Genomic DNA, 25,391 nt, shown 5'->3' with positions numbered 1-25,391 from the left:
ACGCGCGTCCTTGTTGCCGGCCCAAGCAAAACCCTTCGCCGCGCAGCGAACTGTTGCGCAGCCCCTCACGCAAACGAGCCATGACAGAACCAGCCCGGCGACAGCGCGCCGCCATGGGCGAAGAACAGCCACAGCCGCGTGCCGCAGTCCGTCACCACCACCCAGTAATCGCGCACGCCGCTGCGCCAGGCCGGATCCTCCAGCCACCACTCGGGCGCGATCCGCTCCGGCCCCTCCGCCTCTGCCAGCTGCCAGTCGCGGCCGCGCCAGCGGAAGCGCTCCGGCACCTCAGGCCGCTCCGGCGCATGGACCAGCTCGGGCTGCCAGATCAGCAGCGGCCGCGGCCGCGGCGGCAGCGGCCATGCGCCGGCCGCAGGCTCCGACCAGGCGGCGGCCTGCACGGTGAAGGTCTTTTCCGGAATGTGGCTCTCCGCCGGGTGATAGCGGGTGATCGCCTCCAGCCCCAGCCGCGCGCCCAGGCGGCCGATCAGATCCTCCAGCGCCGCGCCATCCTCCTGCCGTGCCCGCGCTGCGGCGCCCGCTTCGGCATGGCCCGCAGGCGTGCGGGCGTGGATCGCTTCCGCCTGCAGCACCTCCAGCCGCAGCATGTCGATGCCATAGCCCGCATCAATCTGCTCCAGCTTCATCTCCAGCAAGGGCCGGATGCGGTCCGGCGCGCGGCTGGCGCGGGCCAGGCCCACGGTCACCGCTTCCATTGCCTGATCGCAGCGGTGCGCCTCCAGCCGCAGGACACGGGCGCCCTTGCCGCGCGCCTCCAGCCGGGCGCACAGCCGCGGCAGCATCCGGTCGATCCCCGCCAGCAGATCCTCCATCAGCCCGATCGGCTCCGGCAGGGTCAGCCGCACCGCGAAATGATCCGGGCTGCGCGCGGGCGAGACCGGCTCCGGCGCGCTGCCCATCGCCTGATCCAGCCGCAAGACCAGCCCGCGCCCGAACCGGCGCGCCAGACTGGCCCGCGGCTGCCCCAGAAGGTCGCCGATCCGCCGCAGCCCCAGCCGGTTCAGCTGTGCCACCGTGGCGCCATCCAGCCGCAACGCCGCCACCGGCAGCGGGGCCAGCGCGCCATAGGCCTGCCCGGGTTCGGCAATCCGCCCCAGCTGCGGCACCACCGCCTGCAGCTGCGGCGCGGCGCCGCCCCGGGTCCAGTGGCGGCGCTTAACGCTCTGGCGCTTCTGCGCCCGGGCGCGGGTGGCGCGCGCCTCCTGGTCGATGGCGTCGCCGCTGCGGTCCGGCGCCGCCTCCTCGCCTGCGTAACGCGCCAGCGCCCAGGCCGCGCCCAGGGTATCGGCCAGCCCCATCTGCACGCTCAGCCCCATTTCCGCGCAATCGCGCCCCGCCGCCTCCATCAGCGCCGCCTCGCTGCCGAACAGATGCGCGCAGCCAGTGAGGTCGATGGTCAGCCCGTCGCGTTCCGCCTCCGCCACCCAGGGGCTGAACTTGCCCGCCCAGCGCCTCAGCGCGGCCAGGAACGCCGCCTCCGCCGCCGGGTTGCGCGGCCGCACCGTCAGACCTGCGCACATCGCATGGGCATCGCGCAGCGGCTGGCCGGGCTGCAGCCCCTCCGCCAAAGCGGCGGCGTTTAACGCGGAAATAACCTGCGTGTTGGAGACTTCCTCGGCAACGGCCAGCGGCCCGCCGATGCCGCCGCGCTCTGCCCGCAGAATACGCTCCGCCCCAAGGCGCGGAAACCAAAGCGAAAGAATGCGGCGGTGGGGCATGGCAGCAGGCGCAGGGCAACGGTCAGGACAACAGGGCAGGCAAGGGGCAGCAGGGCCGGAAGGCCGCCAGATAACGGGAGGCACATACGGCGTGTTCTTATTTTGTTCTCATTTCTCGATTCGGTCAATCCGTGCGGAGGCATCGTGACATCTTTCCGCCTGCACAAAGCCGTGGCGCTGGTCGTGGTGATCATCGCCCTGGCCATCGGCAGCACCGCCCCGGTGACCGCCCGGGACAGCAGCAGCACCAGCAAGCATGTGGCCAAGCGGATTGCGCTGATGACTTCGCAAAAGGCCGCCATGGACGTGCTGACCGGCATGGCTGCCGGGCGCAGCACCTTTGACCGCAGCCAGGCGCGCGCGGCCCGCAAGCAGCTGATCCGGTCCACCGGCAGCATCCGCAAGCACTTCCGCAAGCCGCATCTGGACCCGCGGTCCAACGCCCGGCCGCTGATCTGGCACGCGTGGAAGGATTTCAAGGCCCGCGCCGGCACCGCCGAAGCCGCGGCCAAGGACCTCAACACCGGCTCGCTCAGCGGTCTGCGCCGCACCCTGCCCGGCCTGATGCAAAGCTGCCTCAGCTGCCACGAAACCTATCGCAGCACGCCCAACAGCTTCACAACCCACTGACCGGACCGCCGCCCCCGCGGGGCCGGTCTCTCAGGCGCCGAACCGCGCCAGGAACGTGTCGATGGCGCCGCTGATCACCCGCTCGCGCTCGGCCTCGGTGAACTCGGTGTCGATCTTGAACAGGAACCGCAGGAAAACATCCGCCTTGCAAAGCTCGATGAATTGCGCGGCGGCCAGATCCGCATCCTCGATCTTCAGCTCGCCGCGCGCCGCAGCGGCCTCCATATAGTCCTGGATCTCCCCGTGCAGCGTCATCGGACCGCTTTCGTAGAACATCGGCCCCAGCTCCGGGAACCGGTCGGCCTCGGCCACGAAGATGCGGAACAGCTGCAGGCTGAAGCCGCCCAGCAGCACCCCGTGCACCCGCTCCGCCGCCGCCCGCAGCACCTCCCGCGGCCCGCGGCTGCCCGGCGCCAGCTCCAGCGAAGCGTCCGCCTGCTGCACGCAGGCAGAGCGCACCACCTCCATGAACAGCACCCGCTTGTCGGGGAAATAGCTGTAGAGCGTCGCCTTGGAGACCCCCGCCGCCCTGGCGATGTTGTCGACGCTGGCGCCTTCAAATCCATCCGCCAGGAACACCTCGCGCGCGCCCTCCAGGACCTGGTCGAATTTCCGGCCGGTGCGCAGGACGCTGGCTTGCTGGTTCATAAGGGCTCCTCGGGATAGGGGCTGCGGCTCGCAGGATCTGTCTCTAATGTAATCCGCACCGCCTCTTTGCAACAAGGCTGGCGCGCCATCTTGCGGCGGCACAGCGATCCGCTATATTTAGAATAATTCTAAAAGAGGGCGGATTATGCGGTTTTTCACACAGCGCAAGCACTTTTCGGACCTGACCGGGCAGGAGGTCCTGGCCCTGGCGATTGCCTCCGAGGAGGACGATGCGCGCATCTATCGCAGCTATGCGGCGCGGCTGCGGGCGGACTACCCGGCAACCGCGGCGATGTTCGACGGCATGGCCGCCGAGGAGGACGAGCACCGCGCCCGGCTCATTGCCCTGCACGAGGACCGGTTCGGCCCGGCGATCCCGCTGATCCGGCGCGAGCATGTGGCAGGCTACTACGCCCGCCGCCCGGTCTGGCTGATGGAGAACCTGAGCCTCGACCGCATCCGCGACGAGGCCCGCGCGATGGAACGCGACGCCGAACGCTTCTACACACACGCCGCCGCCCGCACCCAGGACGCCGCCACCCGCAAGCTCCTGGGCGACTTGGCCGCGGCTGAGGCCGGCCATCAGGCCCGCGCCGGCGCGCTTGAGGAGGCGCATCTGGACGCCGATACCCGCGAAGATGAAGACCGCGCCGCCCACCGCCAATTCGTGCTGACCTGGGTGCAGCCGGGGCTGGCCGGGCTGATGGACGGCTCGGTCTCCACCCTGGCGCCGATCTTCGCCACCGCCTTTGCCACCCAGGACACCTGGACCACCTTTCTGGTCGGCATGGCGGCCTCGGTCGGGGCCGGCATCTCGATGGGCTTCACCGAGGCCGCCTCGGATGATGGCGAGCTTTCGGGCCGCGGCTCTCCCATTAAACGCGGGCTGGCTTCCGGCATCATGACCACCGTGGGCGGCCTTGGCCACGCCCTGCCCTATCTGATCCCGGAATTTTGGACCGCCACCACGCTGGCCCTGCTGATCGTGTTTGTGGAGCTGTGGGCGATCGCCTGGATCCAGAACAAATTCATGCAAACCCCGTTCTGGCGCGCCACCATGCAGGTGGTGCTGGGCGGCGCCCTGGTGCTGGGCGCAGGCGCGCTGATCGGCAGCGGCTAGAAACGCAGCGAGGCCCTCCCGCCCGCTCCGGAGCAGCCAAAGGCTGCCCCTCCCCGGTTGGGCCCGGCAGCGCTGACGCGCTGCGGGGGCGTATTCCCCCACTGGGCTTTCTTGGGTCAAGGGCGGCGCCGCCGCCGCGCCTTAGCGCGGTTCACCCTTGACGCAGGAAAGCCCGGTCACACAATTGACCAGGCGCTCTCAGCAAAAACCCTGCCCCGTGCGCAGCACGGGGCCACGCCCAACTGCGAAGGGCATTCTTCGAATGACCATGAACAGGCGGGAGCACGCCCCTCGCCTGCTCAAAGCCAGCTTAAAAAACAGCCTTTGCCAATTGGTCAGCCCTTGTTACCAATCCCCCATGGCCGAGATCTTTTTCCGCACCCTGCCCTTCTTCGCAATCATCGGCCTTGGCTACTGGGCCGGGCGCAGCCGCTTCTTCACCGAAGACGCCACCGCCTATCTCACCCGCTTCGTGTTCTACTTCCCGCTGTCGGCGATGATCTTCGGCTTTGCCGCCAACCTGTCCTTTGCCGAGGTCTTCGACCCCACGCTGATCCTCGGCTATCTGGCGGGCACCCTGGCGGTCTACCTGCTGGTGACGGCCGTCGCCGTGATCCGCGGGCTGGACGTGCCCACCGCCGCGGTGGAGGCGCAATGCGCGGCGATCGGCAATGTGGGGTTTCTGGGGCTGCCGATGATGGCGATCCTGTTCGGCCCGGCCTCCGCGGCGCCGATGATGGTGGTGCTCAGCGTCGATCTGGTGGTGTTCTCCTCGCTGATCGTCATTCTGATCAACGCGGGCCGCGGCCAGGGGCTTGGTCTGGCGACCCTGAAACTGGTGGGGCTGGGCCTGCTGAAAAATCCGATGATCCTGTCCATCGTTGCGGGCCTTGCCTGGTCAGCCTCCGCGCTGCCGATCCCGGAGCCTGCAAACGATTTCCTCACCATCCTCGGCGGCGCCGCCACGCCCGGAGCCCTCTTCGCCATCGGCGCGTCGCTGGCCTCGAAATCGGCGGAGCGGGTGCAGGTCGCGGGCTGGCTCAGCTTTGCCAAGCTGGTGCTGCACCCGGCCTGCGTCGCCCTCGCGGTGCTGTGGCTGATCCCCGCCGCACCATTCTCAGCCGCCGTTGCCATCGCTGCTGCATCGCTGCCGGTGGCGGGCAATGTCTATATGCTGGCGCAGCACTACGGCGTGGCCCCGCACCGGGCCTCCGCCGCCATCTTCATCTCCACCATTCTGTCGATCGTCACCGTGCCGGCGGTGATCGCCTGGGTTTCCTAAAGCCGGATCACATAGTCCTTGCGGGTGGTCTCGATCACCTCCCAGGTGCCGCTGAAGCCGGGCCGCAGGATGAAGCTGTCGCCTGCCGCCAGCGGGTATTCGGTGCCGTCGTCGCTGGTGATCACCGACCGCCCCGCCAGGATCCGGCAGTATTCCCATTCGTCATAGGATATCCGCCACTTGCCCGGCGTCGACTGCCAGATGCCGCAGTACAGCCCGTCTAGCTCCTCCGCGTTCCAGGTGGTGAACACCGGATCGCCCGCAAGCACCTTCTCCGGCGACGGGCGCTCCACCTCCGCCTCCGCAGCCTCCGGTGTCAGCCTCAGAAAATCGCTCATGGCCCTTGGCCTCCCTGTTGTTCTGGCGGCAGACTGTCCCGGTTTTCGCCGCCGCTGTCCAGAACCCCAGGCGCGGCGGCTGCCGCCGCCAGCCGCCCAAAGCCCCGGATGTTTGCGGTTTCGCAAGCCTTCTGCCGCAAAAACCGGCCTTGCCGCCGCCCTCCCGCTGGACGCTGCGGCAATCTGCGGATAGCGATAGGGCTAACAGATTTGAGGAGCCTCACCCATGGAAACCGTTTCCGAGAACCGCGCCTTTGGCGGCACCCAGGGCGTCTACAAACACGCCAGCAGCGCCACCGGCGGCGACATGACCTTCGGCCTGTTCCTGCCGGAGGAGGCCAAGGACGGCCCGGTGCCGGTGCTGTGGTATCTCTCGGGCCTCACCTGCACCCATGAAAACGCGATGACCAAGGCAGGCGCCCAGGCCTGGTGCGCCGAGCAGGGCATCGCCATCGTCTTCCCCGACACCTCCCCCCGCGGCGAGGGCGTGGCCGATGATGAGGCCTATGATCTGGGCCAGGGCGCAGGCTTCTACGTGAACGCCACGCAACAGCCCTGGGCGCCGCATTTCCAAATGTGGGACTATGTGGCGGAGGAACTGCCGGCACTGCTGGGCGACACTTTCGCAATCGACCTGGACCGCCAGGCGATCACCGGCCATTCCATGGGCGGCCACGGCGCGCTGACCCTGGCGATGAACCTGCCGGGCCGCTACAAATCGGTCTCTGCCTTCGCGCCGATCTCCCACCCGACCCAGTCGGACTGGGGCCGCAAGCAGCTGAACGCCTACCTGGGCGACGATGAATCCGCCTGGGCCAAGCACGACGCCACCCTGCTGATGCGGGACAAGGGCTTTGACGGCCCGCTCCTGATCGACACCGGCACCTCCGACCAGTTCATCGACCTGCTGAAGCCCGAAGCGCTGGCCCATGCGGTGGCCGAGCGCCGCCAGCAAGCCATCCTGCGGATGCAGCCGGGCTATGACCACAGCTATTTCTTCGTGTCGACCTTCATGGAGGAGCATATCTCCTTCCACGCCGACGCGCTGTACCAGAACTGAACACAAGGAACGCGGCCATGAGTGACGAATTTGATTATGACCTGATCATCATCGGTTCCGGCCCCTCGGGCCGCGCCGCCGCCATCCAGGCGGGCAAGCTGCACCGCCGGGTGCTGGTGATCGACCGCAAGGACCGGCTGGGGGGCGTGTCGGTGCACACCGGCACCATCCCGTCGAAGACCCTGCGCGAAACCGTGCTGAACCTCTCCGGCTGGCGCGAGCGCTCGTTTTACGGCCGCTCCTACCGCGTCAAAGACCAGATCGGCGCCGAGGATCTGAAGGCGCGCCTGCACATGACCCTCGATTACGAGGTTGACGTGCTGGAGCACCAGTTCAACCGCAACCACGTCGACACCCTGAACGGGCTGGCGAAATTCATCGGCCCGAACGAGGTCGAGGTGGCCACCGAGGCCGGCGAATCCACCCGGCTGACGGCAGAGAAGTTCCTGATCGCTACCGGCACCCGCACCTACCGCCCGGACTACGTGCCCTTCAACGGCAAGACCGTCGTCGACGGCGACGAGTTCCTGGAAATGGCCGGGATCCCGCGCTCGCTGGTGGTCATTGGCGCCGGCGTCATCGGGGTGGAATATGCCACCATGTTCTCCGCGCTGGACGTGCGCGTCACCCTGATCGAGCCGCGCGAGACCTTCCTCGACTTCATCGACAAGACCCTGATCCAGGACTTCACCCACCAGATCCGCGAAAACGGCGTCGACCTGCGGCTGGGGTCTGCGGTGGAAAGCATCGAGGACGCGGGCGAGCATATCGAGGTGTCGCTGGCCAACGGCCGCCACGTGCGCGCCGAAATGCTGCTGTTCGCGGCCGGCCGCATGGGCGCCACCGAGGCGCTCAACCTCGATGCCGTGGGCCTCAAGACCGACCACCGCGGACGCCTGTCGGTCGACCGCAAGACTTACCAGACCGCGGTGCCGCATATCTACGCCACCGGCGACGTGATCGGCCACCCGTCGCTGGCCTCCACCTCGCTGCAGCAGGGCCGCGTCGCCGCCTGCCACGCGCTGGAAACCCCGACCCTGCCGGAAAGCCCCTGGTACCCCTACGGCATCTATTCGGTGCCGGAAATGTCCACCTGCGGAATGTCCGAGGAAGAGCTGAAGGAGCGCGGCATTCCTTACGAGGTCGGCGTCGCCCGCTTCCGCGAAACCTCGCGCGGCCACATCATGGGGCTGGAGCACGGCATGCTGAAAATGCTGTTCTCGCTGAAAACCCGCCGGGTGCTGGGCGTGCAGATCGTCGGCGAAGGCGCGACAGAGCTCATTCACATCGCCCAGGCCGTTCTGAACCTCAAGGGCACGGTGGATTACTTCGTGCAGAACACCTTCAACTACCCGACCCTGGCCGAGGCCTACAAGATCGCCGGTCTCGACGCCTTCAACCGGATGCCAATCCCGGAGGAATTCAAGGTCAGGAAACCCGCCCGCAAGGCCAAACCGGCCTCCAAGGCAGAGGCTAAGGCAGACGCCAAACCCGCGGCTGACAAAAAGGCGGCAGAGTGACCGCCCTCTACATCGACGCCGACGCCTGCCCGGTGAAGCAGGAGGCCGAACGGGTCGCCACCCGCCACGGGCTGCGCATGTTCGTGGTCTCCAACGGCGGGTTGCGCCCCTCGCAGAACCCGCTGGTCGAAAATGTGATCGTGGCCGAGGGCGCCGATGTGGCCGACATGTGGATCGCGGACCGCTGCGGCCCGGGCGATGTGGTGGTGACGGGTGACATTCCGCTCGCCGCCAAATGCATCGAGGCCGGCGCCCGCGTGCTGCGCCACAACGGCGAGCGCTTTACCGAAGCCAACATCGGCCAGCAGCTGGCAATGCGCGACCTGATGGCCGACCTGCGCGCCGCCAACCCTCTGGGCGCAGGCGGCAGCGGCAAGGGCTTCACCAAGGCCGACCGCTCCCGCTTCCTGGATGCGCTGGAGCGTGAGCTGCGCGCCGCCAAACAGGCCTGATCCCGGGTCAAGGCTCCGCGCCAGCGGACCGTGCGCAGCACGGCTTGGCCTTGAGGCGGGCGCAGGCCGTCGAACACTCGGGCAGGCGCGTTCGGGGGCAGACCTGCCCCTGAACCGCTTCTCAGCAAATCACTAAGCCTTTTCCCACAGCTGCCACTCAGCGTTCTGCGGCCCAAAATTCCGGCCCGGAATTTTGCCCGGAAAAATTGCATTTTTACGCCCCCTCCCATTGCCCGGCCACACCAAATCCGCCACTGATCAAACTCAGGGAGCAGGAGGCGGCACAGATGAACGCAGAGGTCAAAGTCAGCGTCCCCGGCCTGTTTGCCGCGGCAGGCGCAGGCATTGCCTTCTCCGTCATCGACATGATCTTCAAATTCCTGTCCGGCGATTACCCGCTGTACGAGGTCGTCCTGTTCCGCTCCGTCATCGCGGTGGCAGTGATGCTGGCCATCATCGTGCCGCTTGAGGGCGGCTACCACCTGTTGCGCACCCACCAGCCCAAGCTGCACCTCGCGCGCTGCCTTGTGGTGTTCTTTGCCAACATCTTCTTCTTCACCGGAATCGCCATCCTGCCGCTGGCCGAGGCTGTGGCCATCGCCTTTGCCACCCCGCTGATCGTCACCGCCCTGTCAGCGCTGTTCCTGGGCGAGCGCCCCGGCCCCTGGCGCTGGGGCGCGGTCTTTGCCGGTTTTCTGGGCGTGCTGATCATCATGCGCCCCGGCCCCGGCAGCTTCCAGCCCGCCGCCATCCTGCCGCTCCTCGGCGCCTGCGGCTATGCCACCCTGCACGTGCTGACCCGCCGCGCAGGCGGGACAGAGGCCGGCGCGACGCTCGCCTTCTACCCGATGATGGGCTTCCTGATCCTCAGCGCCCTGGCCGGGCTGATCTTTGGCGACGGCCGCTTTGCCACCGGCGGCAGCCCCGCCTTCGGCTTCCTCCTGCGCGCCTGGATCTGGCCTGCCCCCCAGGACTGGCCCTACCTGATCGGGGTCGGCTTGGCCGGCTCCATCGGCGGCTACCTGGTCAGCCAGGCCTACCGCATGAACGAGGCCGCACTGGCCGCGCCTTTTGAGTACATCGCGATGCCGATGTCGGTCCTCTGGGGTGTTTTGATCTTCAACGAATGGCCGGATCCGGCGGTCTGGGCCGGCAGCGCCCTGATCATCGCCTCCGGCCTGGTCTCCGTCTGGCGCGAGACCCGCCGCAACCGCCCCGCCCCGCGGCCCCGCCCGCGCGCAGAAGGATGACCGCGATGCCCATCAAAGCCGTCGTCTTCGACATCGGCCGCGTGCTGATCGAGTGGGAGCCGGAACGCTTCTACGACAGCCGCATCGGCGAAGCCCGCCGCCGCCAGCTGTTCGAACAGGTCCCCCTGCACGAAATGAATCTGAACGTCGACCGCGGCCACCCCTTCCGCGGCAGCGTCTATGCGCTGGCGGACCAGCACCCGGACTGGGCCGTGGAAATCCGCTGGTGGCACGATTGCTGGCTGCAGATGGTGCCGCGCGCTATCCCCCGCACCGTCCGCCTGATGCAGGCGCTGCAGGCGCGCGGCACGCCCGTTTTTGCCCTCAGCAACTTCGGGGCGGAGACGTTTGAGCTGGCCTGCGAAACCTACCCCTTCCTGCGTGGCTTTGACCGCACATTTGTCTCCGCGCATCTGAAATGCGTCAAGCCAGAGCCGGAAATCTATGCCATTCTCGAACGCGAAACCGGGGTGGCGCCGCAGCATCTGCTGTTCACCGACGACCGCCCCGAAAACATCGAGGCCGCCCGTGCGCGCGGCTGGCAGACCCATCTGTTCACCGCCCCCGCGCCCTTCGCGGCCCGGCTGGTGCAGGCCGGGCTGCTGACAGACCAAGAGGCCGCCTGAGACGGCACATGCAGAAGGACAACAGGCACATGACCATCCCGTTCATCCCCTTTGAAGAGGGCGAGGCGCTGCTCGATTGGGTCAGCTTCACTGATGCGCTGGCCGCCAGCCACAATCTGCCCAAGGCAGAGATCGGCGATACCTTCCTCTACCGCGACCCCGACACGCTGCTCAGCCGCTCCGCCTGGATCGACGGGCTGGGCCTGGCGGTGAAAACCGCCAACATCTTCCCGCGCAACCCGGACGCGGGCAAGCCGATGGTCAACGGCTCCGTCTGCCTCTACTCCGACACCGACGGCACCCTTGAAGCCCTCGTCGACTTCCACCTCGTCACCAAGTGGAAGACCGCCGGCGACAGCCTGCTCGGCGCCTTGCGGCTGGCCAACCCCGACGCGCAGGAGGTGCTGATCGTCGGCGCCGGAACCGTCGGCGCGTCTCTCATTGAGGCGTTCGGGGCCGGTTTCCCGCAGGCGCAGATCCGCGTCTGGAACCGCACCGCCTCCAAGGCGCAGGAGCTTTGCGCCCAGTATCCCGGCACCAACCACGCGCCCGATCTGGAACCCGCCGTCAAGGCTGCCGACATCATCGTCACCTGCACCATGTCGTCCCAGCCGGTGATCCAGGGCGGCTGGCTCCGCCCGGGCCAGCACCTCAACATGATCGGCGCCTACCGCCCCGACATGCGCGAGGCCGATGACGCGGCGCTGAAACGCGCGCAGATCTACTGCGACAGCTTCGACACCACCCTCGACCACATCGGCGAATTCAAGATCCCGCTGGCCGCAGGCACCATCCAGCGCAGCGACGTGCTGGCCGATTTCTACGCCCTGGACAGCTTCCCGGCCTATGACCCGTCCCGGATCACCCTGTTCAAGAACGGCGGCGGCGCCCACTTGGACCTGATGACCAGCCACCACATCCTGCAGAAGTGGCAGAGCAAGCCATGACCTGGCTGCTGCTTTCCGCGGCAGCCCTTCTGATCCTGATCCTTGCCCCGCCGCTGCGCGAACGGCTGCGCAAGCCGATGAACGCGGCGGCGCGGCAAACCGCGCCCGGCGCCTTTGCCCGGCTTTCCGGCGGCCTCACCCATTACCGCTGGCAGGGGCCGTTGCGCGGCCCCGTTGCGGTCTGCGTTCACGGGCTCACCACGCCTTCCTATGTCTGGAACGGCGTCGCCTGGGGTCTGGCCGCCATGGGCTACCGGGTGCTGACCTACGACCTCTACGGGCGCGGCTTCTCGGACCGGCCCGGCGGCCCGCAGGACCGCGCCTTCTTCCTCACCCAGCTGGAGGAGCTGCTGGCGGATCAGGAGGCGGGTAATGACGTTACCCTGATCGGCTATTCCATGGGCGGCGCCATCGCCACCGCCTTTGCCGCCGCCCATCCCGGCCGCCTGCGCGAGCTGATCCTGCTCGCCCCGGCCGGCTTCGGCCGCAGCCCGGACCGGCTCACCCGGATCATCCGCGATGTTCCCCTGATCGGAGACTGGCTGATGCACGCCCTCTACCCGGCCCTGCACATCCGCGGCACCCGGGCCGGGCGCAATCTGCCCTCCTCCATCCCCGGCATCACCGCTTTGCAGCAGCAGGAGCTGCGCTACCGCGGCTTCATTCCCGCGGTGCTCGCCTCGCTGCGCGGCATCCTGAACCAGGATTTCACCGAAGAGCTGCGCAGCCTGCACAGCAAGGGTGTGCCGGCCCTGGCCATCTGGGGCCAGGAGGACGCGGTGATCCCGCCGACCTCCCCCGGCCGCCTGGCCGAACGCGCCCGCTCGGTCCGGCAGGAGGAAATCGCGGGCGCAGGCCACGGCCTGCCCTATACCCACACCGATGAGGTGCTGGAGATCATCGCCCAAAACCACCGCCGCGGCCTCGGCTGACCCAACCCGCCAGTTTCATCTTTCCGGAAATACTCCGGGGGCTGCCATTGGTGCGCCATTGGTTCAAGCCCAATGGCAGCGGGCCGGCCCCGGTCCCGCCGAAGCCCCGGAACAGACCGCTGGCGTTATGCCGCCAGCGCCGCCGGCGGCAGCGGCCGTTCCTTCACCGGCAGATGCACAATCGCGCTGAACGCCCCGACCGCCACACCGATCCACCAGACCATGGTGTAATCGCCATAGGTGTCATACATCCGCCCGCCCAGCCAGACGCCCAGAAAACTGCCCAGCTGGTGGCTGAAGAACACGATGCCGTACAGCGTGCCCATGTAGCGCAGCCCGTAGATATGCGCGACCAGGCCCGAGGTCAGCGGCACCGTCGCCAGCCACAACGACCCCATCGCGACCGAGAAGACGATGACGCTCAGCGGCGTGACCGGGAACAGGATGAAGGCTGCCGCCGCAATAGTCCGCCCGGTATAGATCGCCGCCAGCAGGTATTTCTTGGAATACCGCTTGCCCAGATAGCCCGCCAGCAGCGTACCCCCTACATTGGCCGCCCCGATCAGCGAAATCGCCGCCGCCCCCAGCGCCGAGGTGGTGGTGATCCCGATCGCATGCAGCGCCCCGCCCGGCAGGATCGGCCCGCACATCTCGGTCACGAAGGCCGGGAAATGCGCGGTGATAAAGCCCAGCTGATAGCCGCAGCTGAAAAAGCCCAGGAAGATCAGCGTATAGGACGGATCCTTGAACGCCTTCATCAGGATCGCGCCCATGCTCTCTTCCAGCTCCGCCTTGCTGGCCGCTTCCGGCGCCCGCATCAGCGGCAAGGTCAGGATAAGCGCCAGCACCACACCGGCAAAAATCAGGAACACGCTCTGCCAGCTGAGGAAGCCCAGCATCCACTCCGCCGCCGGCGCCCCGAAAATCTGCCCCGCCGAGCCGGCAGCGGTGACCACCGCCAGCGACATCGAGCGGTTCTCATCGGAACTTGCCCGCCCCACAACCGCCAGCACGACGCCAAACCCGGTGCCCGCAATGCCAAACCCCACCAGCCACTCATAGGCCTGCATCTCAAACGGCGTCGTGGACCAGGCGCTCAGCACAAGGCCTGCGGCATAGACGATGGCCCCCATGACAATCGCCTTGCGGTCGCCGATCTTCTCGGCAATGGCGCCGAAAATGGGCTGCCCGATGCCCCAGGCCAGGTTCTGAATGGCAATCGCCAATGAGAACTCCGACCGCAGCCAGCCGAACTCCTCGGCAATCGGGATCTGGAACACGCCAAACGACGCGCGCACCGCAAAGCTCACCATGATGATGATGCAGCCCACGATCAAAACGGGGGTAAACAGCGGCGCGGAACGGTCCATCGGCTTTCTCCTGACAAGCTGCGGAACACTCAGGGAAATTTGCCGGCCGGTCAAATCAGGAATTTTGCGCACATGATTAAGAATATTTGATGCGAGGCGCACAAACTCCCCGGACCCGCCGCTGTTTCAATCTTGATTGCCCCGCTTCCCATCCCCCGCGCCCCGCGCTATCCCTTCTCCCATGACCCATCTGACCACGCTGTACCGGCAGAAGATTGACGCAGGCGACCTGAAGCCGGACCCGGCGCAGGAAGCCGTGCTTCCCCATTTCGACCGCATTGCCGAAGGCCTCAGGGCGCCGCCGGTGAAACGCGGCTTTTTCCGCAAGGCGGAATATGAGCCGGTCAAGGGGCTCTACCTCTGGGGCGGTGTCGGCCGCGGCAAGTCGATGCTGATGGACCTGTTTGTCGACAGCCTCGACGGCATCCCCGCGCGCCGGGTGCATTTCCACGCCTTCATGCAGGAAATCCACGCCCAGATGCACGAAGCCCGCAAGAACGGGGTGGAGGACGCGCTGGCGCCGGTGGCCAAGGGCGTGGCGGAGTCGGTGCGGCTGCTGGCCTTTGACGAGATGCAGATCACCGACATCACCGACGCGATGATCGTCGGCCGCCTGTTCGAGGCGCTGTTTGCCGGCGGGGTCACCGTGATCACCACCTCCAACCGGGTGCCGGACGACCTTTATAAGAACGGCCTGAACCGGCAGCTGTTCCTGCCCTTCATCGGCCTGATCAAGGCGCAGATGGACGTGCATGAGATGGCCAGCGCCACCGATTACCGCCAGGACCGGCTGACCGGCGCGCAGGTCTATTTCTCGCCGGTGGACGCAGAGGCCCGCGCCCAGATCCGCGCGATCTGGGAGGATCTCTCGGGCGGCCCGGCGCAGCCGCTGACGCTGGAGGTGAAGGGCCGCGAAGTCACCCTGCCCGCCTTCCGCAACGGCGTGGCGCGGGCCACGTTCTATGACTTGTGCGGCAAGATGCTGGGGCCGGGCGACTACCTCGCCATCGCCGAGGAAGTGAAAGTGCTGGTGATGGAGGACATCCCCCGCCTCTCGCGCAACAACTTCAACGAGGCCAAGCGGTTCGTCACCCTGATCGACGCTTTGTATGAGGCCAAGGTGCGGCTAATCTGTTCGGCGGCGGCGCAGCCCGAGATGCTTTATGTTGAGGGCGAAGGCACCTTTGAATTCGAACGCACCGCCTCGCGCCTCAGGGAAATGCAGGACAAGGACTGGGGAAGCGGCGGGTAACTTCCGGCCGCCACGGCCGGGGAGATTGCAATCTTCGCGTGTCGCGCTTATCCTTGGCGGCCTGAACGGAGGTTGATCATGACCACCCAAACAAGCCCGCGCTGGACCGACGCACAGGCCGCCTGCGGGCGCGAGATGTACAGCTCCACCTGGCAGGACGTCCTGGCAACCCTTGGCGGTGCCGCTTCCGGCATCGTTGCCAGCCTCGTTTTTGTTGCCGCCTACAAACCTGCACCCGATCCTCTGGTCGCGGTGCCCGCCGTCCTGATCCTGGCCGCGGCGGTCAGCCTGATCGCCGCCGTGTCATCCAGATACCGCAAACGGCGCCAGGCCCTTGTTGCTCAGGAAACCTCCCGGCGCATTGCCAAGCTGATTGCAGAACAGGCGCCGGAGGCCAGCTCTCCTGAGGGTGCGGCCAAGGGCGCAGCAAAAGTCAAATCCAAACTCCGCAGCCTGCGCCAAGCCAGCTAGGCCGCGTTTCCGTGCGTCTGCCGCAGCCCGATGCCTTCAGCCCCGAGGACCTGGACGATGGCGTCGGCATGCTGTCGGCGGATCCCTCGCAGATTCTGGAATGGAGCGGCACTGACCGCCCGCGTGCCGAATGGGATTATGAGGAAGTGGAAGGGTGGCGGCAGTTCCTGGCTCAGGCCCGGGCGCGGGAAAACGAGAAGGCGCCGCCGCTCTCCGACTATGTAATCACTGGCATCGGCGTCACGGCAATAGTGATCGGCGTCGGACTGACGGCGCCCGTCACCGGTGTGCCTGCTCTGGTCGGCCTCTGGGTGGGCGGCGCCGGATCTCTGGCCACACTCGCGGGCGCGGTCAAACTTGTGCGCCACAACAACCGCTCAAACACCCGCTTGTGCATTATTGATCAGGCACAGCGCCTGCTGGAGGCGCGGCTGCTTTCGCACAACGCACCGCCCGAATCCTAGGATCAGCCGTTTTCGCGCAGGATGTGGCCGGCCAGATACAGCGAGCCGCAGATCAGCACCCGCGCCTGCGGGTCCCTGGCGATGATCGCCTGCAGCGCCGCCAGCGGGCTTTCCGAAGTGCCCGCCTCGATGCCCACCGATCTGGCCGCGGCCTCGGTCTCCCCGGCGCTCAGCGTGTTCACCTCATCGGGGATCGAGATCGCCGTCAGGCTTGCAACATGCGGGGCCAGCGGGGCCATGTAGCCGCGCACATCCTTGGTGTTCAGCATGCCGCAGATCAGATGCGTGGGGCGCTCCGGCAGCTTGGCCAGAACATCCGCCAGCGCCACGCCCGCCGCGGCGTTGTGGCCGCCGTCCAGCCACAGCTCCGCCTCCGGCGCGGCCTCAACCAGCGGGCCGGTCTTCAGTTTCTGCATCCGCGCGGGCCATTCGGCGTGCAGCATCGCCGCTTCGCAAGCCGCCTCATCGGCACCCAGATGGCGCAGCGCCGCCAGCGCCGCACCGGCGTTCTGGATCTGATGCGCGCCCAGCAGAACCGGCAGCGGCAAATCCAAGAGGCCGGTTTCGTCCTGAAACACCAGCCTCCCGCGCTCCTCCCAGACATGCCAGTGCTGGCCATAGGCGATCAGCGGCGCGCCGAGGCGTGCAGCAGTGGCCTCGATCACCTCCATCGCCTCGTCAGGCTGCGGGCCAACCACAACCGGCACGCCGCGCTTGATGATGCCCGCCTTTTCGCCTGCGATCTTCGCCAGCGTGTTGCCCAGGAACTGTTCATGGTCAATCGAAACCGGGGTGATCACGCTGAGCGCCGGGGTGATCACATTGGTCGCATCCAGCCGCCCGCCCAGGCCGACCTCCAGCAGCGTGTAATCCGCAGGCGTGCGGGAAAACGCCAGCAGCCCCGCCACCGTGGTGATCTCGAAATAGGTGATGTTTTCGCCGCCGTTCCTGGCATAGCACTCGTCCAGCACCTCGGTGAGATGCTCTTCCGAGATCAGCTCGCCCGCCAGCCGGATCCGCTCGTGAAAGCGCGCCAGATGCGGCGAGGTATAGGCATGAACGCGCTTGCCCATCCCCTCCAGCCCCGCCCGGATCATCGCCTGGGTCGAGCCTTTGCCGTTGGTGCCCGCCAGATGGATCACCGGCGGCAGCTTGTCCTGCGGGTTGTCCAGCGCTTCCAGCAGCCGCCAGACCCGGTCCAGCGTCAGGTCGATGATCTTGGGGTGCAGCGCCATCATGCGGGCGAGGATCGCGTCGGAGGTCTGGGTCATCAGCCTGGTCCTGTCAGATCGGAAAGTCTTGGGTGGCAAAAAACAGCGCCCGCCCTGAAAAGGACGGGCGCGGCCCGGCCAGGCGGCCAGGCGATTCACTATAGGCCGGGTTACTCGGCAGCTTCTTCACTGGGAGCGCCATCGGCCGGCGCATTTGCGGCCTTGGGCGCCTCTTCCTTCTCCGGCACCGGCAGATCGCCCACCACCTGCGGCGGCAGGCCCATCAGCATCCGGATGATGGTGATCAGCTCCTGGCGCATTTCGGTGCGCGGGGTCACCCGGTCCAGCATGCCGTGGTCCAGCAGGTACTCGGCCCGCTGGAAGCCGTCGGGCAGCTTCTCGCGGATGGTCTGCTCGATCACCCGGGGGCCCGCAAAGCAGATGAGCGCGTTCGGCTCGGCGATATGCACATCGCCCAGCATCGCATAAGACGCCGTCACCCCGCCGGTGGTTGGATGGGTCAGCACCACGATATAGGGCAGGCCCGCCTCTTTCAGCATTTCCACCGCAACGGTGGTGCGCGGCATCTGCATCAGCGACAGGATGCCTTCCTGCATCCGGGCGCCGCCGGCCGCAGAGAACAAGACCAGCGGGCGGCCCAGCTTCACGGCTTCCTCCGCCGCGGCGATGATGGCGTTGCCCACATACATGCCCATCGAGCCGCCCATGTAGGAGAAGTCCTGCGCGGCGGCGATGATCGGCGTGCGGCCGATCTCGCCCGCGGCGACCAGCATCGCTTCCTTCTCGCCGGTCTTCTTCTGCGCGGCCTTGATCCGCTCCGGGTATTTCTTCTGATCCTTGAACTTCAGCGGATCGGTCAGCGGCTCCGGCACCGCGACCTCGGTGAACACGCCGCCGTCAAACAGCGCGGTGAAACGGTCGCGCGGCGAGATATGCATGTGGTGGCCGCAGCTGGTGCAGACGTTCTGATTGTCGCTCAGCTCGCGGTGAAACAGCATGGTGCCGCATTCATCGCACTTCTGCCACAGGTTCTCGGGCACTTCGCGGCGCGAAAAGATCGAGTTGATCTTGGGCCGGACGTAGTTGGTGATCCAGTTCATATTGCTTGCCTCTCCGGGGGCGCGGTTTGCCCCCCAGATAAGGCGCATTTGCCGCAATTGCAATCAGCGGCGTATGGCAAGCCGTGCTGTCAGCCAGCTGACCAGCATCAGCGCAAAGTCGACGGCCATCCACGGGCGCAGGTTGCCGGTGTCGCCCATATCGAAGGGGATCAGGTACAACGCCAGCCCGTTCAGGCTGGTCGGCGAGGCAAACAGCAGGAGTGCTGCGGCGTTGTTGAAGAAATGCACCGCCATCGCCGGGCCCAGGGTGCCGGCCCGCGCCGTCAGGTCCGCCATCAGCAGCCCGAACAGCCCGGCCCAGGCGGTGATCAGCAGCGCATTCTCCCCGGCGTCGGCGGGCAGGTAGTGGCCCAGCGCAAACAGCGCCGAGGGCACCACCAGCCAGACCACGGGGCTGCGGAACCGCGCCGCCAGCGCCTGCTGGATATAGCCGCGGAACAGGATTTCCTCAGACCCGGTCTGCACCAGGACCGCGGCGGCGGACAGCGGCAGGATGCCCAGCCAGGTCCAGAACGGCAGGTTCGGGGTCATCGGCGGGCCCATGCCATAGGGCGGCAGGGTCATCAGCAGCAGGCCGAGGCCCAGCAGGTACAGGCTGACGCGGCCGAACTGCCGCACCAGCGGCCGCAGATGCCCGGTCACGGTGGCAAAGCTGCGCTGATGGAACAGCCGCGCCGCCATCGCCACCCCCAGCGACAGGAAGGCAAAGCTGCCCAAAAGCACCAGCATCGCGCCCGGATTGCTGCCATCGGCCAGCCCTTGCAGCCAGGCGCCGGGGAACAGCCCCGCCACCGTCACCTGCAGCGCTGCCGTCATCGCAAAACTGACCGCCGCCACCAGCACCAGCCCCAGCATCAGCCGCCACAGCTGCGGCTGCACCCGGGCAAACCGCACCAAGGCCTCATGCGCTCTGTAGCTGTGACTGTGCAGCATGGTTCCTCCGGACCGGGTGGCGGCAAGGTGCGCCAACGTTATGCATTGCTGCAACGCCAAGGCAAGGCACCGGTGCCCGGGACCGGTTCGCTCTTGCCCGTCTGCGCGCCCGCCCGCTATGAATTTGGGAAAAAACAAGACCGGCAGGGGCAGAAGTGAGCAGAACAACCAGCGGAAAACCCGCGCCTTTTCCGCCAGACGGCGGAAAGGCGCCGATCTTTGGGCAAATGGCCAAGGCCGTTGCCGCGGCGCTGACCGGTGCGCTGCTGACCGCCTGCAGCCCTGCGCCGCAGGAGCTGTCCTTTGCCGCCCGCAGCGCAGACCCCGTTGCCCGGAAGGACGGCCAGGTGATGCCCTTTGCCAACGGCGAGGTAATGCTGGCCGCGCCGGCAGGCTACTGTTTCGACCGCCGCAGCAGCCTGCCGCAGGCCGGCGGCGGCTTTGCCCTGATCGCCCATTGCAGCCGCCTGGAAGGGCGCGGCTGGTTCGGCGCCCGCAAGGCGGCGGTGCTGACCGCCTCCATCGGCCCCGCCAGGCAGAACGCCCTGGCGCCGCGGGCCAGCGACATCGCCGCCATGTTCCCCGGCGCCCGGCTGCTGGAAAGCCGCGAGGACCAGCTGCTGCCGCTGGTGCGGCTGGAATTCCCTCAGGCCGTGGCAAAGGGCGCCAGCCCGGTGCACTGGCGCGGCGCCTTTGTGCTGGACCGCCACCTGATCGCGCTGGCGCTTTACGCGCCCGATGGCAGCAGCGCCCTCGGTAGCCATGGCGCCGCCCTGCTGAACGAGGCGGCCCACCGCACGCTGGAGGCCTCCACCTTGCCGGCCCTGGAACAGGCGCAGGCCGCGCAGGCCCCGGCAGCAGCCGCACCCGCAGCGCTGCGGCCCCGGTTCCGACCCGCAGGCCCTGATACGGGGGCCAAAGCGGCCGCCCCCCGCAAAAAACGCGGGCTCAGCCAGCGGATTGCCGGTTTATTTCAATAGCGCGGCCCGGTTACACTGCCGCCAGCCCCCGCGGCCAGCCGCGCCGGGGCCGGACAGGCCAGCAAGACCTCGAACAGGCAAGAGAGAGCACGATGGGCAGGATTTTGGACCGGCTGATGCATCTGCGCAGCCTGCGCCGCTGGCGCGCAGCGGCTGAGGACTCGGCGCGCGCACCGCTGGCGGAGCTGCGCCGCCAGCGCAACCAGGCCCGCCAGCTGCGCACCCATCTGGACCGGCTCATTCACACCGCCGACGGCCGCCTGGCGCTGCCGCAGATCGGCTCTTCCTTCTTTCCGCGCCCGCATGGCACCGACTGGTCCTGGCGCCCGGAGCTGTGGCGCGGCCCCCTGCCCGAACGCGGTCTGGCCTCGGCCCCGCCCAAGGCGCGGCTGGGCGATGAGGTGCAGCTGTTCCACGACTGCGCCTTCTCCGAACTGACCCTGCGCCAGCTCCGCAACACCCGCGAGGAGGATCTCGCCCCCTTCGGGCTGCGCATGGACGTGTTCAAATTCGACGGCTCCTTCCTGTCGCTGGTCATTGACCTGCCGCCCGAAGCCGCCACCGGCATGACCCGCCAGCACCTCCTGCGGGTGGACAGCATCATCGAGTCTGAAAAGCCGATCGAGATCTTCGCCCGGCTCAACATCCAGCACGGCCCCAACACCGAACAGATCGTGCGCGAGCTGCCGATGGAGGAAAAGAACATCGTGGTGGAATTCGACCTGGCCTATTCCCGCCTGAACGAAAAGCGGATCGAAAAGATCTGGTTCGACCTGATCTTCGAGGCGCCCGACATGAACCAGGTGATCCTGCGCGACCTGACCTTCTCGCGCCACCGCCGCGCGGCGATCTGAGCCGCCCTGCCCCATGTGTGACTGGACATGAGTGACCTGACATGAGCGATCTGACACTGACCAAAATCCGCTTCCGCAACGGCGTCTGGGAAGGCCGGATCGGCAACGCCCCCGCCAGCGGCGCCAGGCCGGACATTACTGTGATGTTCCAGGATCAGCCGGTCCAGGACGTCCGGCTCAGCGAGGGCGAGACCGGCGGCGAATGGACGCTGGCGGTGCCGGTCCCGGCTGAGGCCGTGGCCGACGGGGTGCAGACCTTCGTGGTCTTCGACGCCGCCAGCAGCACCCGGCTGGGCGATTTCACCCTGATCGGCGGCGAGGCGGTGGCCGACGACCTGCGCGCCGAGGTGGAGCTGCTGCGCGCCGAGCTGGACATGCTCAAGCGCGCCTTCCGCCGCCACTGCCTGGAAACGTCCTGAATTGATGTCCCGGCGCTGCCCGGCCTGCCGGCCGGGCGCAAGATCAGCAATTGATCGAACGCACAGCCAAGCCGCCTACTCCAGCGCCTGAAACTGCTCCGCCAGCACCTGCATCAGTTTCGCGTGCGGGATCGGCCCGTAGCTGCAGCGCGCGACGCCCGCCTGCCGCGCGGTCTCCAGCGTAATGCCGCGCATCATCGTGTTGACCGGCAGCGCACTCGCCTCGCAGACCCGGGCAATCAGGTCGGGATCGCTCAGCCCCGGCACGAAAAAGCCGTTGGCGCCCGCTTCGGCATAGGCCGCCCCGCGCTCCAGCGCCTCCGACAGCAGGGCGCCGTGCTTGGCGGCATCCTTTTCCTTCAGAAACAGATCGGTGCGCGCGTTGACGAACATATCCGCATGGGCCGCCCGCACCGCGGTCACCCGGCGGGCCTGCTCGATGATGCCGTACAGATCCGCAGTGCCGACCACCTGATCCTCGAAGTTCAGCCCCACCGCGCCGGTGTGCGCCAGCCGCGTCGCATTGACGGTCAGCTGCTCCGGTTCGCTGGCATAGCCGCCCTCGAAATCAATCGTCACCGGCAGATCCGTGGCCGCAACGATGCGCTCTGCATTGCCCAGCACGAACTCCAGCGGGATCTGCTCGCCATCGGGAAACCCCTGCGCCGCCGCCACCGGGAAACTGCCGGTCGCCAGCGCCTTGGCCCCGGCCCCGGCAACCGCCTTGGCGCTGCCGGTGTCCCAGATGTTGTAAAGCACCACCGGATTGCCCGGCTGGTGCAGCGCCGCAAAAGCTCCCGCGCGGTCGGAATATGTCATGCTGAAATCCTTTGTCTGTAGCCTGTCTCAATTTCTATCAGCCTTTGCTTGCGCCACAAGCCGCCGCCATAGCCGGTCAGCGCGCCATCCGCCGACAGCACCCGGTGGCAGGGCACCACCAGCGCCAGCTGGTTGGTGCCATTGGCCCGCGCCACCGCCCGCGCGGCCGAAGGCCGCCCCAGCTCCCGCGCGATCTGCGAATAGCTGCGGGTCTCCCCCGCCGGAATGGCCAGCAGACAGCGCCAGACCTCGCGTTCAAACGCGGTGCCATGCAGCGCCAGCGGGGTGCGGAAATCCGCGCCCGCGCCGGCAAAGTAGCCGCGCAGCTCCCCGGCAATCTGTTCGGTCGGCGCAGGGCGGCCAAAGCCCAAACCGCCGGGCTGCGCCTTTTGCAGTTTCGCCACCTCCCGCGGCAGCGCCTTGCGATCGGCAAACTCCAGCAGATGCAGCTGATGGGCGCAGCTGATCGCAATCATCGCGCCCAAAGGCGTGTCGATCCAGTCCGCCAGCAGCAGCGCATCCTTGCGGAAGGCGCCGGGCGCAATCCCCACCAGCCTGGCAAAGGCCGCGCGAAAGGCGCTGGCGCTTTCAAACCCCGCATCGATCTGCGCCGCAATCACCGGCTCGCCCGCCTTCAGCGCGGTAAAGCCCTCGCGCAGCCGCCGCTGCCGCGCCATCTCCAGGAAAGTCATGCCGAAATGCCGCTTGAAGGCGCGCCGCACGGTCGAGGCATCCAGCCCCAGCCGGGCAAGGTCGCCTTCGCCCCAGCGGTAGGCCGGCCGTTCCTCCAGCCGCGCCAGCAGGTCCTGCACCATCGGATCATCGCCGGCGGCAGCGGCCAAGGGCTTGCAGCGCTTGCAGGCGCGGAACCCCGCCTCGATACAGTCGCCGGGGGTGGCATGGAACCGGCAGTTCTCGAACTTCGGCTTGCGCGCCGGGCAGGTCAGCCGGCAGAAGATGCCGGTGGAGGTCACGCCGACATAGGCGCGCCCCTCATAGGCGGCGTCACGGTCCAGCAAAGCTTGATACAGGGTCTTGGAATCAGGCAGGTCAAACATCATGGCCGGAGCATAGACCAGCCCGCCCGGTCAGTACGCCGGATATCGGGCGTTTATTTTCGCGATGACGCAAGGGCGCGGGCGAAGCTGCCTGAAAAGAAAACGCGGACCTCTTGGTTTCGGTTTCCCGTTTTCCACAGAGGGCTGCGCACCTTCATCCGGGCAAGGTGTTGCGTCCCCGCCGCACGCCCCCTTCACCTGATCCTCACCCCGCTATGCCATCCTGCCAGGCGATCGAGATCACCCGCCATGGCCCCGCGCAAGGGCCATGATACGAGGCGCAGGCATCTGTGCGGCTGCCTGCGCAACACCCGGAGACCGGCCCTGATAAAAAGGGGGTCGTCCAAGCGAGCTTGTCCGAGCAGGCCCCCCGCAGGGTCTGTCCACCTCCACCCGGCGGCGCCGCCCCCTTTCATCGGGACACAGCGCTTAAACGGCACAGCAACCACCCCCGCCAGACCCGGCGGCCATGCAGACAGAAAAAAGGCCGCCCAACCGGACGGCCCCTTTGTGCTGCGGTGTTGCGGCGGGTTTACTTCGGCCCCAGCGCGACCATCCCCTTCAGAATGTCGATGGCATAGGCCAGCTGGTAATCCTCCTCGCGCAGCTCGGCGGCTTTCTCGGCCTTCTCGCGCTCTTCCTCGATCTGGCGGATCTCATCCTCGCTCAGGGAGTCATTGCTCAGACGGCCGCGCAGGTCGGCTTCCGAACGGGAGCGGCGGGCGGCAGCAGCGTCCTCCTCCTCCTCCGTCGCGGCCACCCGGCGGGGCTGCTCCACCACGATATCGGGCGACACGCCCAGCGCCTGGATCGACCGGCCCGACGGCGTGTAATAGCGCGCGGTGGTCAGGCGCATGGCGCCGTCGCCCTTCAGCGGCATCACCGTCTGCACCGATCCTTTGCCAAACGACTTGGTGCCCACGACAATCGCCCGGCGGTGGTCCTGCAGCGCACCCGCCACGATTTCCGACGCCGAGGCCGAGCCGCCGTTGATCAGCACCACGATCGGCTTGCCGTCGGCCAGATCGCCCGGGGTGGCATTGAACCGCTCGCCATCCTCCGGGTCGCGGCCGCGGGTGGAGACGATCTCACCCGACTCCAGGAAGCTGTCGGCCACCTGGATCGCCTGGTTCAGCAGGCCGCCCGGGTTGTTGCGCAGGTCCAGAACGATGCCGTTCACCTGATCCAGGCCGCCAGCTTCCTCGATCTGCTCCTTCAGGCCCGCTTCCAGGTTCGGCGTGGTCTGATCGTTAAAGGTGGTGATCCGCATCACCACGGTATCGCCTTCGATACGGCTGCGCACCGCGGTCAGCGTGATGGTGTCGCGGATGATCGAGACGTCGAACGGCTCATCCTCGCCCTCGCGCACCACGGTGATCACGATCTCCGAGCCGACCGGCCCGCGCATCATGGTAACCGCCTCGTCCAGCGACAGGCCCAGCACGCTTTCGCCGTCCACATGGGTGATGAAATCGCCGGCTTCCATGCCGGCCTCATCCGCCGGGGTGCCGTCGATGGGGGAGACGACTTTGACAAAACCCTCTTCCTGGGTGACCTCGATCCCGAGACCGCCGAATTCGCCGCGGGTCTGCACCCGCATGCTGGCCGCGTCATCCGGCGACAGGTAGCTGGAATGCGGATCCAGCGAGGTCAGCATTCCGCCGATCGCCGCCTCGATCAGCTCCTTCTCGTCGACTTCCTCGACGTATTGCGCGCGGATGCGCTCGAAGATGTCGCCGAACAGGTCCAGCTGCTCATAGACATTGGCCTCGCGCGTGCCTTCCTGCGCCAGCAAGGGGCCTGCAACATATGTCGTGGCGACAATCCCTGCCAGCGTGCCGCCCAGGGCGGCCATCGCAAATTTTTTCATCAAG

At 67.3% G+C, this 25,391-nt stretch carries 26 protein-coding genes; 16 read left to right on the top strand and 10 right to left on the bottom strand.

What is annotated here, in order from left to right; translation table 11 throughout:
• Positions 1 to 65 precede the first annotated feature (65 nt).
• A complete protein-coding gene (locus tag R2C4_RS19520) occupies positions 66 to 1,739 on the bottom strand; it encodes a Y-family DNA polymerase (RefSeq protein WP_141891889.1) in 1,674 nt (557 codons plus the stop codon).
• Between the two features lie 144 nt (positions 1,740 to 1,883).
• Here R2C4_RS19520 and R2C4_RS19515 point away from each other — a divergent pair, with 144 nt between their 5' ends.
• Positions 1,884 to 2,369 carry a c-type cytochrome gene (locus tag R2C4_RS19515; protein ID WP_058285416.1) on the top strand — a complete coding sequence of 162 codons (486 nt, stop codon included), beginning with the start codon at positions 1,884 to 1,886 and terminating at the stop codon, positions 2,367 to 2,369.
• Positions 2,370 to 2,399: 30 nt separating this feature from the next.
• Here R2C4_RS19515 and R2C4_RS19510 read toward each other — a convergent pair whose 3' ends face one another.
• Positions 2,400 to 3,017, bottom strand: coding sequence for a TetR/AcrR family transcriptional regulator (locus tag R2C4_RS19510; protein ID WP_141891888.1), 618 nt, complete (start codon positions 3,015 to 3,017; stop codon positions 2,400 to 2,402).
• 145 nt (positions 3,018 to 3,162) lie between these two features.
• Between R2C4_RS19510 and mbfA the strand changes: the two genes are divergently transcribed.
• On the top strand, positions 3,163 to 4,137 hold the full coding sequence (mbfA, locus tag R2C4_RS19505; protein ID WP_082649476.1) for an iron exporter MbfA: 975 nt from the start codon (positions 3,163 to 3,165) through the stop codon (positions 4,135 to 4,137).
• A gap of 358 nt (positions 4,138 to 4,495) precedes the next feature.
• Entirely contained in the window at positions 4,496 to 5,419 is a 924-nt protein-coding gene (locus tag R2C4_RS19500) for an AEC family transporter (RefSeq protein ID WP_141891887.1), read from the top strand.
• Here R2C4_RS19500 and R2C4_RS19495 read toward each other — a convergent pair.
• Positions 5,416 to 5,757: a cupin domain-containing protein gene (locus R2C4_RS19495; protein WP_141891886.1), complete on the bottom strand. Its 342-nt coding sequence runs from the start codon at positions 5,755 to 5,757 to the stop codon at positions 5,416 to 5,418. The genes R2C4_RS19500 and R2C4_RS19495 overlap by 4 nt on opposite strands.
• A gap of 226 nt (positions 5,758 to 5,983) precedes the next feature.
• Here R2C4_RS19495 and fghA point away from each other — a divergent pair, with 226 nt between their 5' ends.
• The 7 genes from fghA (at position 5,984) to R2C4_RS19460 (ending at position 12,544) form a co-directional block, all read left to right on the top strand.
• Entirely contained in the window at positions 5,984 to 6,817 is an 834-nt protein-coding gene (fghA, locus tag R2C4_RS19490; protein ID WP_141891885.1) for an S-formylglutathione hydrolase, read from the top strand.
• Positions 6,818 to 6,834: 17 nt separating this feature from the next.
• A complete protein-coding gene (sthA, locus tag R2C4_RS19485; protein ID WP_141891884.1) occupies positions 6,835 to 8,337 on the top strand; it encodes a Si-specific NAD(P)(+) transhydrogenase in 1,503 nt (500 codons plus the stop codon).
• On the top strand, positions 8,334 to 8,789 hold the full coding sequence (locus tag R2C4_RS19480) for a YaiI/YqxD family protein (protein WP_141891883.1): 456 nt from the start codon (positions 8,334 to 8,336) through the stop codon (positions 8,787 to 8,789). The genes sthA and R2C4_RS19480 overlap by 4 nt, the downstream gene beginning before the upstream one ends.
• A gap of 287 nt (positions 8,790 to 9,076) precedes the next feature.
• The gene (locus tag R2C4_RS19475) at positions 9,077 to 10,039 is read left to right on the top strand and encodes a DMT family transporter (RefSeq protein WP_141891882.1); all 963 of its coding nucleotides are present in this window, start codon (positions 9,077 to 9,079) and stop codon (positions 10,037 to 10,039) included.
• A gap of 5 nt (positions 10,040 to 10,044) precedes the next feature.
• Positions 10,045 to 10,665: an HAD family hydrolase gene (locus tag R2C4_RS19470; protein WP_141891881.1), complete on the top strand. Its 621-nt coding sequence runs from the start codon at positions 10,045 to 10,047 to the stop codon at positions 10,663 to 10,665.
• Between the two features lie 29 nt (positions 10,666 to 10,694).
• A complete protein-coding gene (locus tag R2C4_RS19465; protein ID WP_141891880.1) occupies positions 10,695 to 11,612 on the top strand; it encodes an ornithine cyclodeaminase family protein in 918 nt (305 codons plus the stop codon).
• Positions 11,609 to 12,544 carry an alpha/beta fold hydrolase gene (locus R2C4_RS19460; RefSeq protein WP_141891879.1) on the top strand — a complete coding sequence of 312 codons (936 nt, stop codon included), beginning with the start codon at positions 11,609 to 11,611 and terminating at the stop codon, positions 12,542 to 12,544. Before R2C4_RS19465 ends, R2C4_RS19460 begins: the two co-directional genes overlap by 4 nt.
• Positions 12,545 to 12,669: 125 nt before the next feature.
• Here R2C4_RS19460 and R2C4_RS19455 read toward each other — a convergent pair whose 3' ends face one another.
• Positions 12,670 to 13,914 (bottom strand): MFS transporter, encoded by a 1,245-nt coding sequence (locus R2C4_RS19455; protein WP_141891878.1) that lies wholly within the window; start codon positions 13,912 to 13,914, stop codon positions 12,670 to 12,672.
• A 181-nt stretch (positions 13,915 to 14,095) separates the two neighbouring features.
• On the opposite strand from R2C4_RS19455, the gene zapE reads away from it, so the two are divergent.
• The 3 genes from zapE to R2C4_RS19440 all read left to right on the top strand — a co-directional run bounded on the left by zapE (position 14,096) and on the right by R2C4_RS19440 (position 16,101).
• A complete protein-coding gene (gene zapE / locus R2C4_RS19450; RefSeq protein WP_141891877.1) occupies positions 14,096 to 15,166 on the top strand; it encodes a cell division protein ZapE in 1,071 nt (356 codons plus the stop codon).
• Positions 15,167 to 15,244: 78 nt separating this feature from the next.
• Positions 15,245 to 15,637 carry a hypothetical protein gene (locus R2C4_RS19445; protein ID WP_058285403.1) on the top strand — a complete coding sequence of 131 codons (393 nt, stop codon included), beginning with the start codon at positions 15,245 to 15,247 and terminating at the stop codon, positions 15,635 to 15,637.
• An 11-nt stretch (positions 15,638 to 15,648) separates the two neighbouring features.
• On the top strand, positions 15,649 to 16,101 hold the full coding sequence (locus R2C4_RS19440) for a hypothetical protein (protein WP_141891876.1): 453 nt from the start codon (positions 15,649 to 15,651) through the stop codon (positions 16,099 to 16,101).
• A gap of 2 nt (positions 16,102 to 16,103) precedes the next feature.
• Here R2C4_RS19440 and R2C4_RS19435 read toward each other — a convergent pair whose 3' ends face one another.
• The 3 genes from R2C4_RS19435 to R2C4_RS19425 form a co-directional block, all read right to left on the bottom strand.
• Positions 16,104 to 17,372 carry a bifunctional folylpolyglutamate synthase/dihydrofolate synthase gene (locus R2C4_RS19435; protein ID WP_141891875.1) on the bottom strand — a complete coding sequence of 423 codons (1,269 nt, stop codon included), beginning with the start codon at positions 17,370 to 17,372 and terminating at the stop codon, positions 16,104 to 16,106.
• A 110-nt stretch (positions 17,373 to 17,482) separates the two neighbouring features.
• Positions 17,483 to 18,433: an acetyl-CoA carboxylase, carboxyltransferase subunit beta gene (gene accD, locus R2C4_RS19430; protein WP_058285400.1), complete on the bottom strand. Its 951-nt coding sequence runs from the start codon at positions 18,431 to 18,433 to the stop codon at positions 17,483 to 17,485.
• Positions 18,434 to 18,496: 63 nt separating this feature from the next.
• Positions 18,497 to 19,387 carry a CPBP family intramembrane glutamic endopeptidase gene (locus tag R2C4_RS19425; protein WP_141891874.1) on the bottom strand — a complete coding sequence of 297 codons (891 nt, stop codon included), beginning with the start codon at positions 19,385 to 19,387 and terminating at the stop codon, positions 18,497 to 18,499.
• Positions 19,388 to 19,614: 227 nt separating this feature from the next.
• On the opposite strand from R2C4_RS19425, the gene R2C4_RS19420 reads away from it, so the two are divergent.
• The 3 genes from R2C4_RS19420 to R2C4_RS19410 all read left to right on the top strand — a co-directional run bounded on the left by R2C4_RS19420 (position 19,615) and on the right by R2C4_RS19410 (position 21,640).
• Positions 19,615 to 20,367, top strand: a complete 753-nt coding sequence (locus R2C4_RS19420) for a hypothetical protein (RefSeq protein ID WP_244940756.1) — start codon at positions 19,615 to 19,617, stop codon at positions 20,365 to 20,367.
• 92 nt (positions 20,368 to 20,459) lie between these two features.
• The gene (locus tag R2C4_RS19415) at positions 20,460 to 21,221 is read left to right on the top strand and encodes a DUF6478 family protein (protein WP_141891872.1); all 762 of its coding nucleotides are present in this window, start codon (positions 20,460 to 20,462) and stop codon (positions 21,219 to 21,221) included.
• A 41-nt stretch (positions 21,222 to 21,262) separates the two neighbouring features.
• Positions 21,263 to 21,640 (top strand): hypothetical protein, encoded by a 378-nt coding sequence (locus tag R2C4_RS19410; RefSeq protein ID WP_141891871.1) that lies wholly within the window; start codon positions 21,263 to 21,265, stop codon positions 21,638 to 21,640.
• Positions 21,641 to 21,715: 75 nt separating this feature from the next.
• Here R2C4_RS19410 and R2C4_RS19405 read toward each other — a convergent pair whose 3' ends face one another.
• The 3 genes from R2C4_RS19405 to R2C4_RS19395 all read right to left on the bottom strand — a co-directional run bounded on the left by R2C4_RS19405 (position 21,716) and on the right by R2C4_RS19395 (position 25,387).
• Positions 21,716 to 22,459: an isocitrate lyase/PEP mutase family protein gene (locus R2C4_RS19405; RefSeq protein WP_141891870.1), complete on the bottom strand. Its 744-nt coding sequence runs from the start codon at positions 22,457 to 22,459 to the stop codon at positions 21,716 to 21,718.
• The gene (locus tag R2C4_RS19400; protein WP_141891869.1) at positions 22,456 to 23,520 is read right to left on the bottom strand and encodes a bifunctional transcriptional activator/DNA repair enzyme AdaA; all 1,065 of its coding nucleotides are present in this window, start codon (positions 23,518 to 23,520) and stop codon (positions 22,456 to 22,458) included. Before R2C4_RS19400 ends, R2C4_RS19405 begins: the two co-directional genes overlap by 4 nt.
• Positions 23,521 to 24,049: 529 nt before the next feature.
• Positions 24,050 to 25,387 (bottom strand): S41 family peptidase, encoded by a 1,338-nt coding sequence (locus R2C4_RS19395; protein WP_058285505.1) that lies wholly within the window; start codon positions 25,385 to 25,387, stop codon positions 24,050 to 24,052.
• Between the last annotated feature and the right edge of the window lie 4 nt (positions 25,388 to 25,391).

Origin of the sequence: Leisingera aquaemixtae (assembly GCF_006740765.1) — a bacterium.
Taxonomy (GTDB): domain Bacteria; phylum Pseudomonadota; class Alphaproteobacteria; order Rhodobacterales; family Rhodobacteraceae; genus Leisingera; species Leisingera aquaemixtae.
The sequence above is the reverse complement of the archived record's forward strand: the minus strand, read 5'-3'. Positions and strand labels throughout refer to the sequence as shown.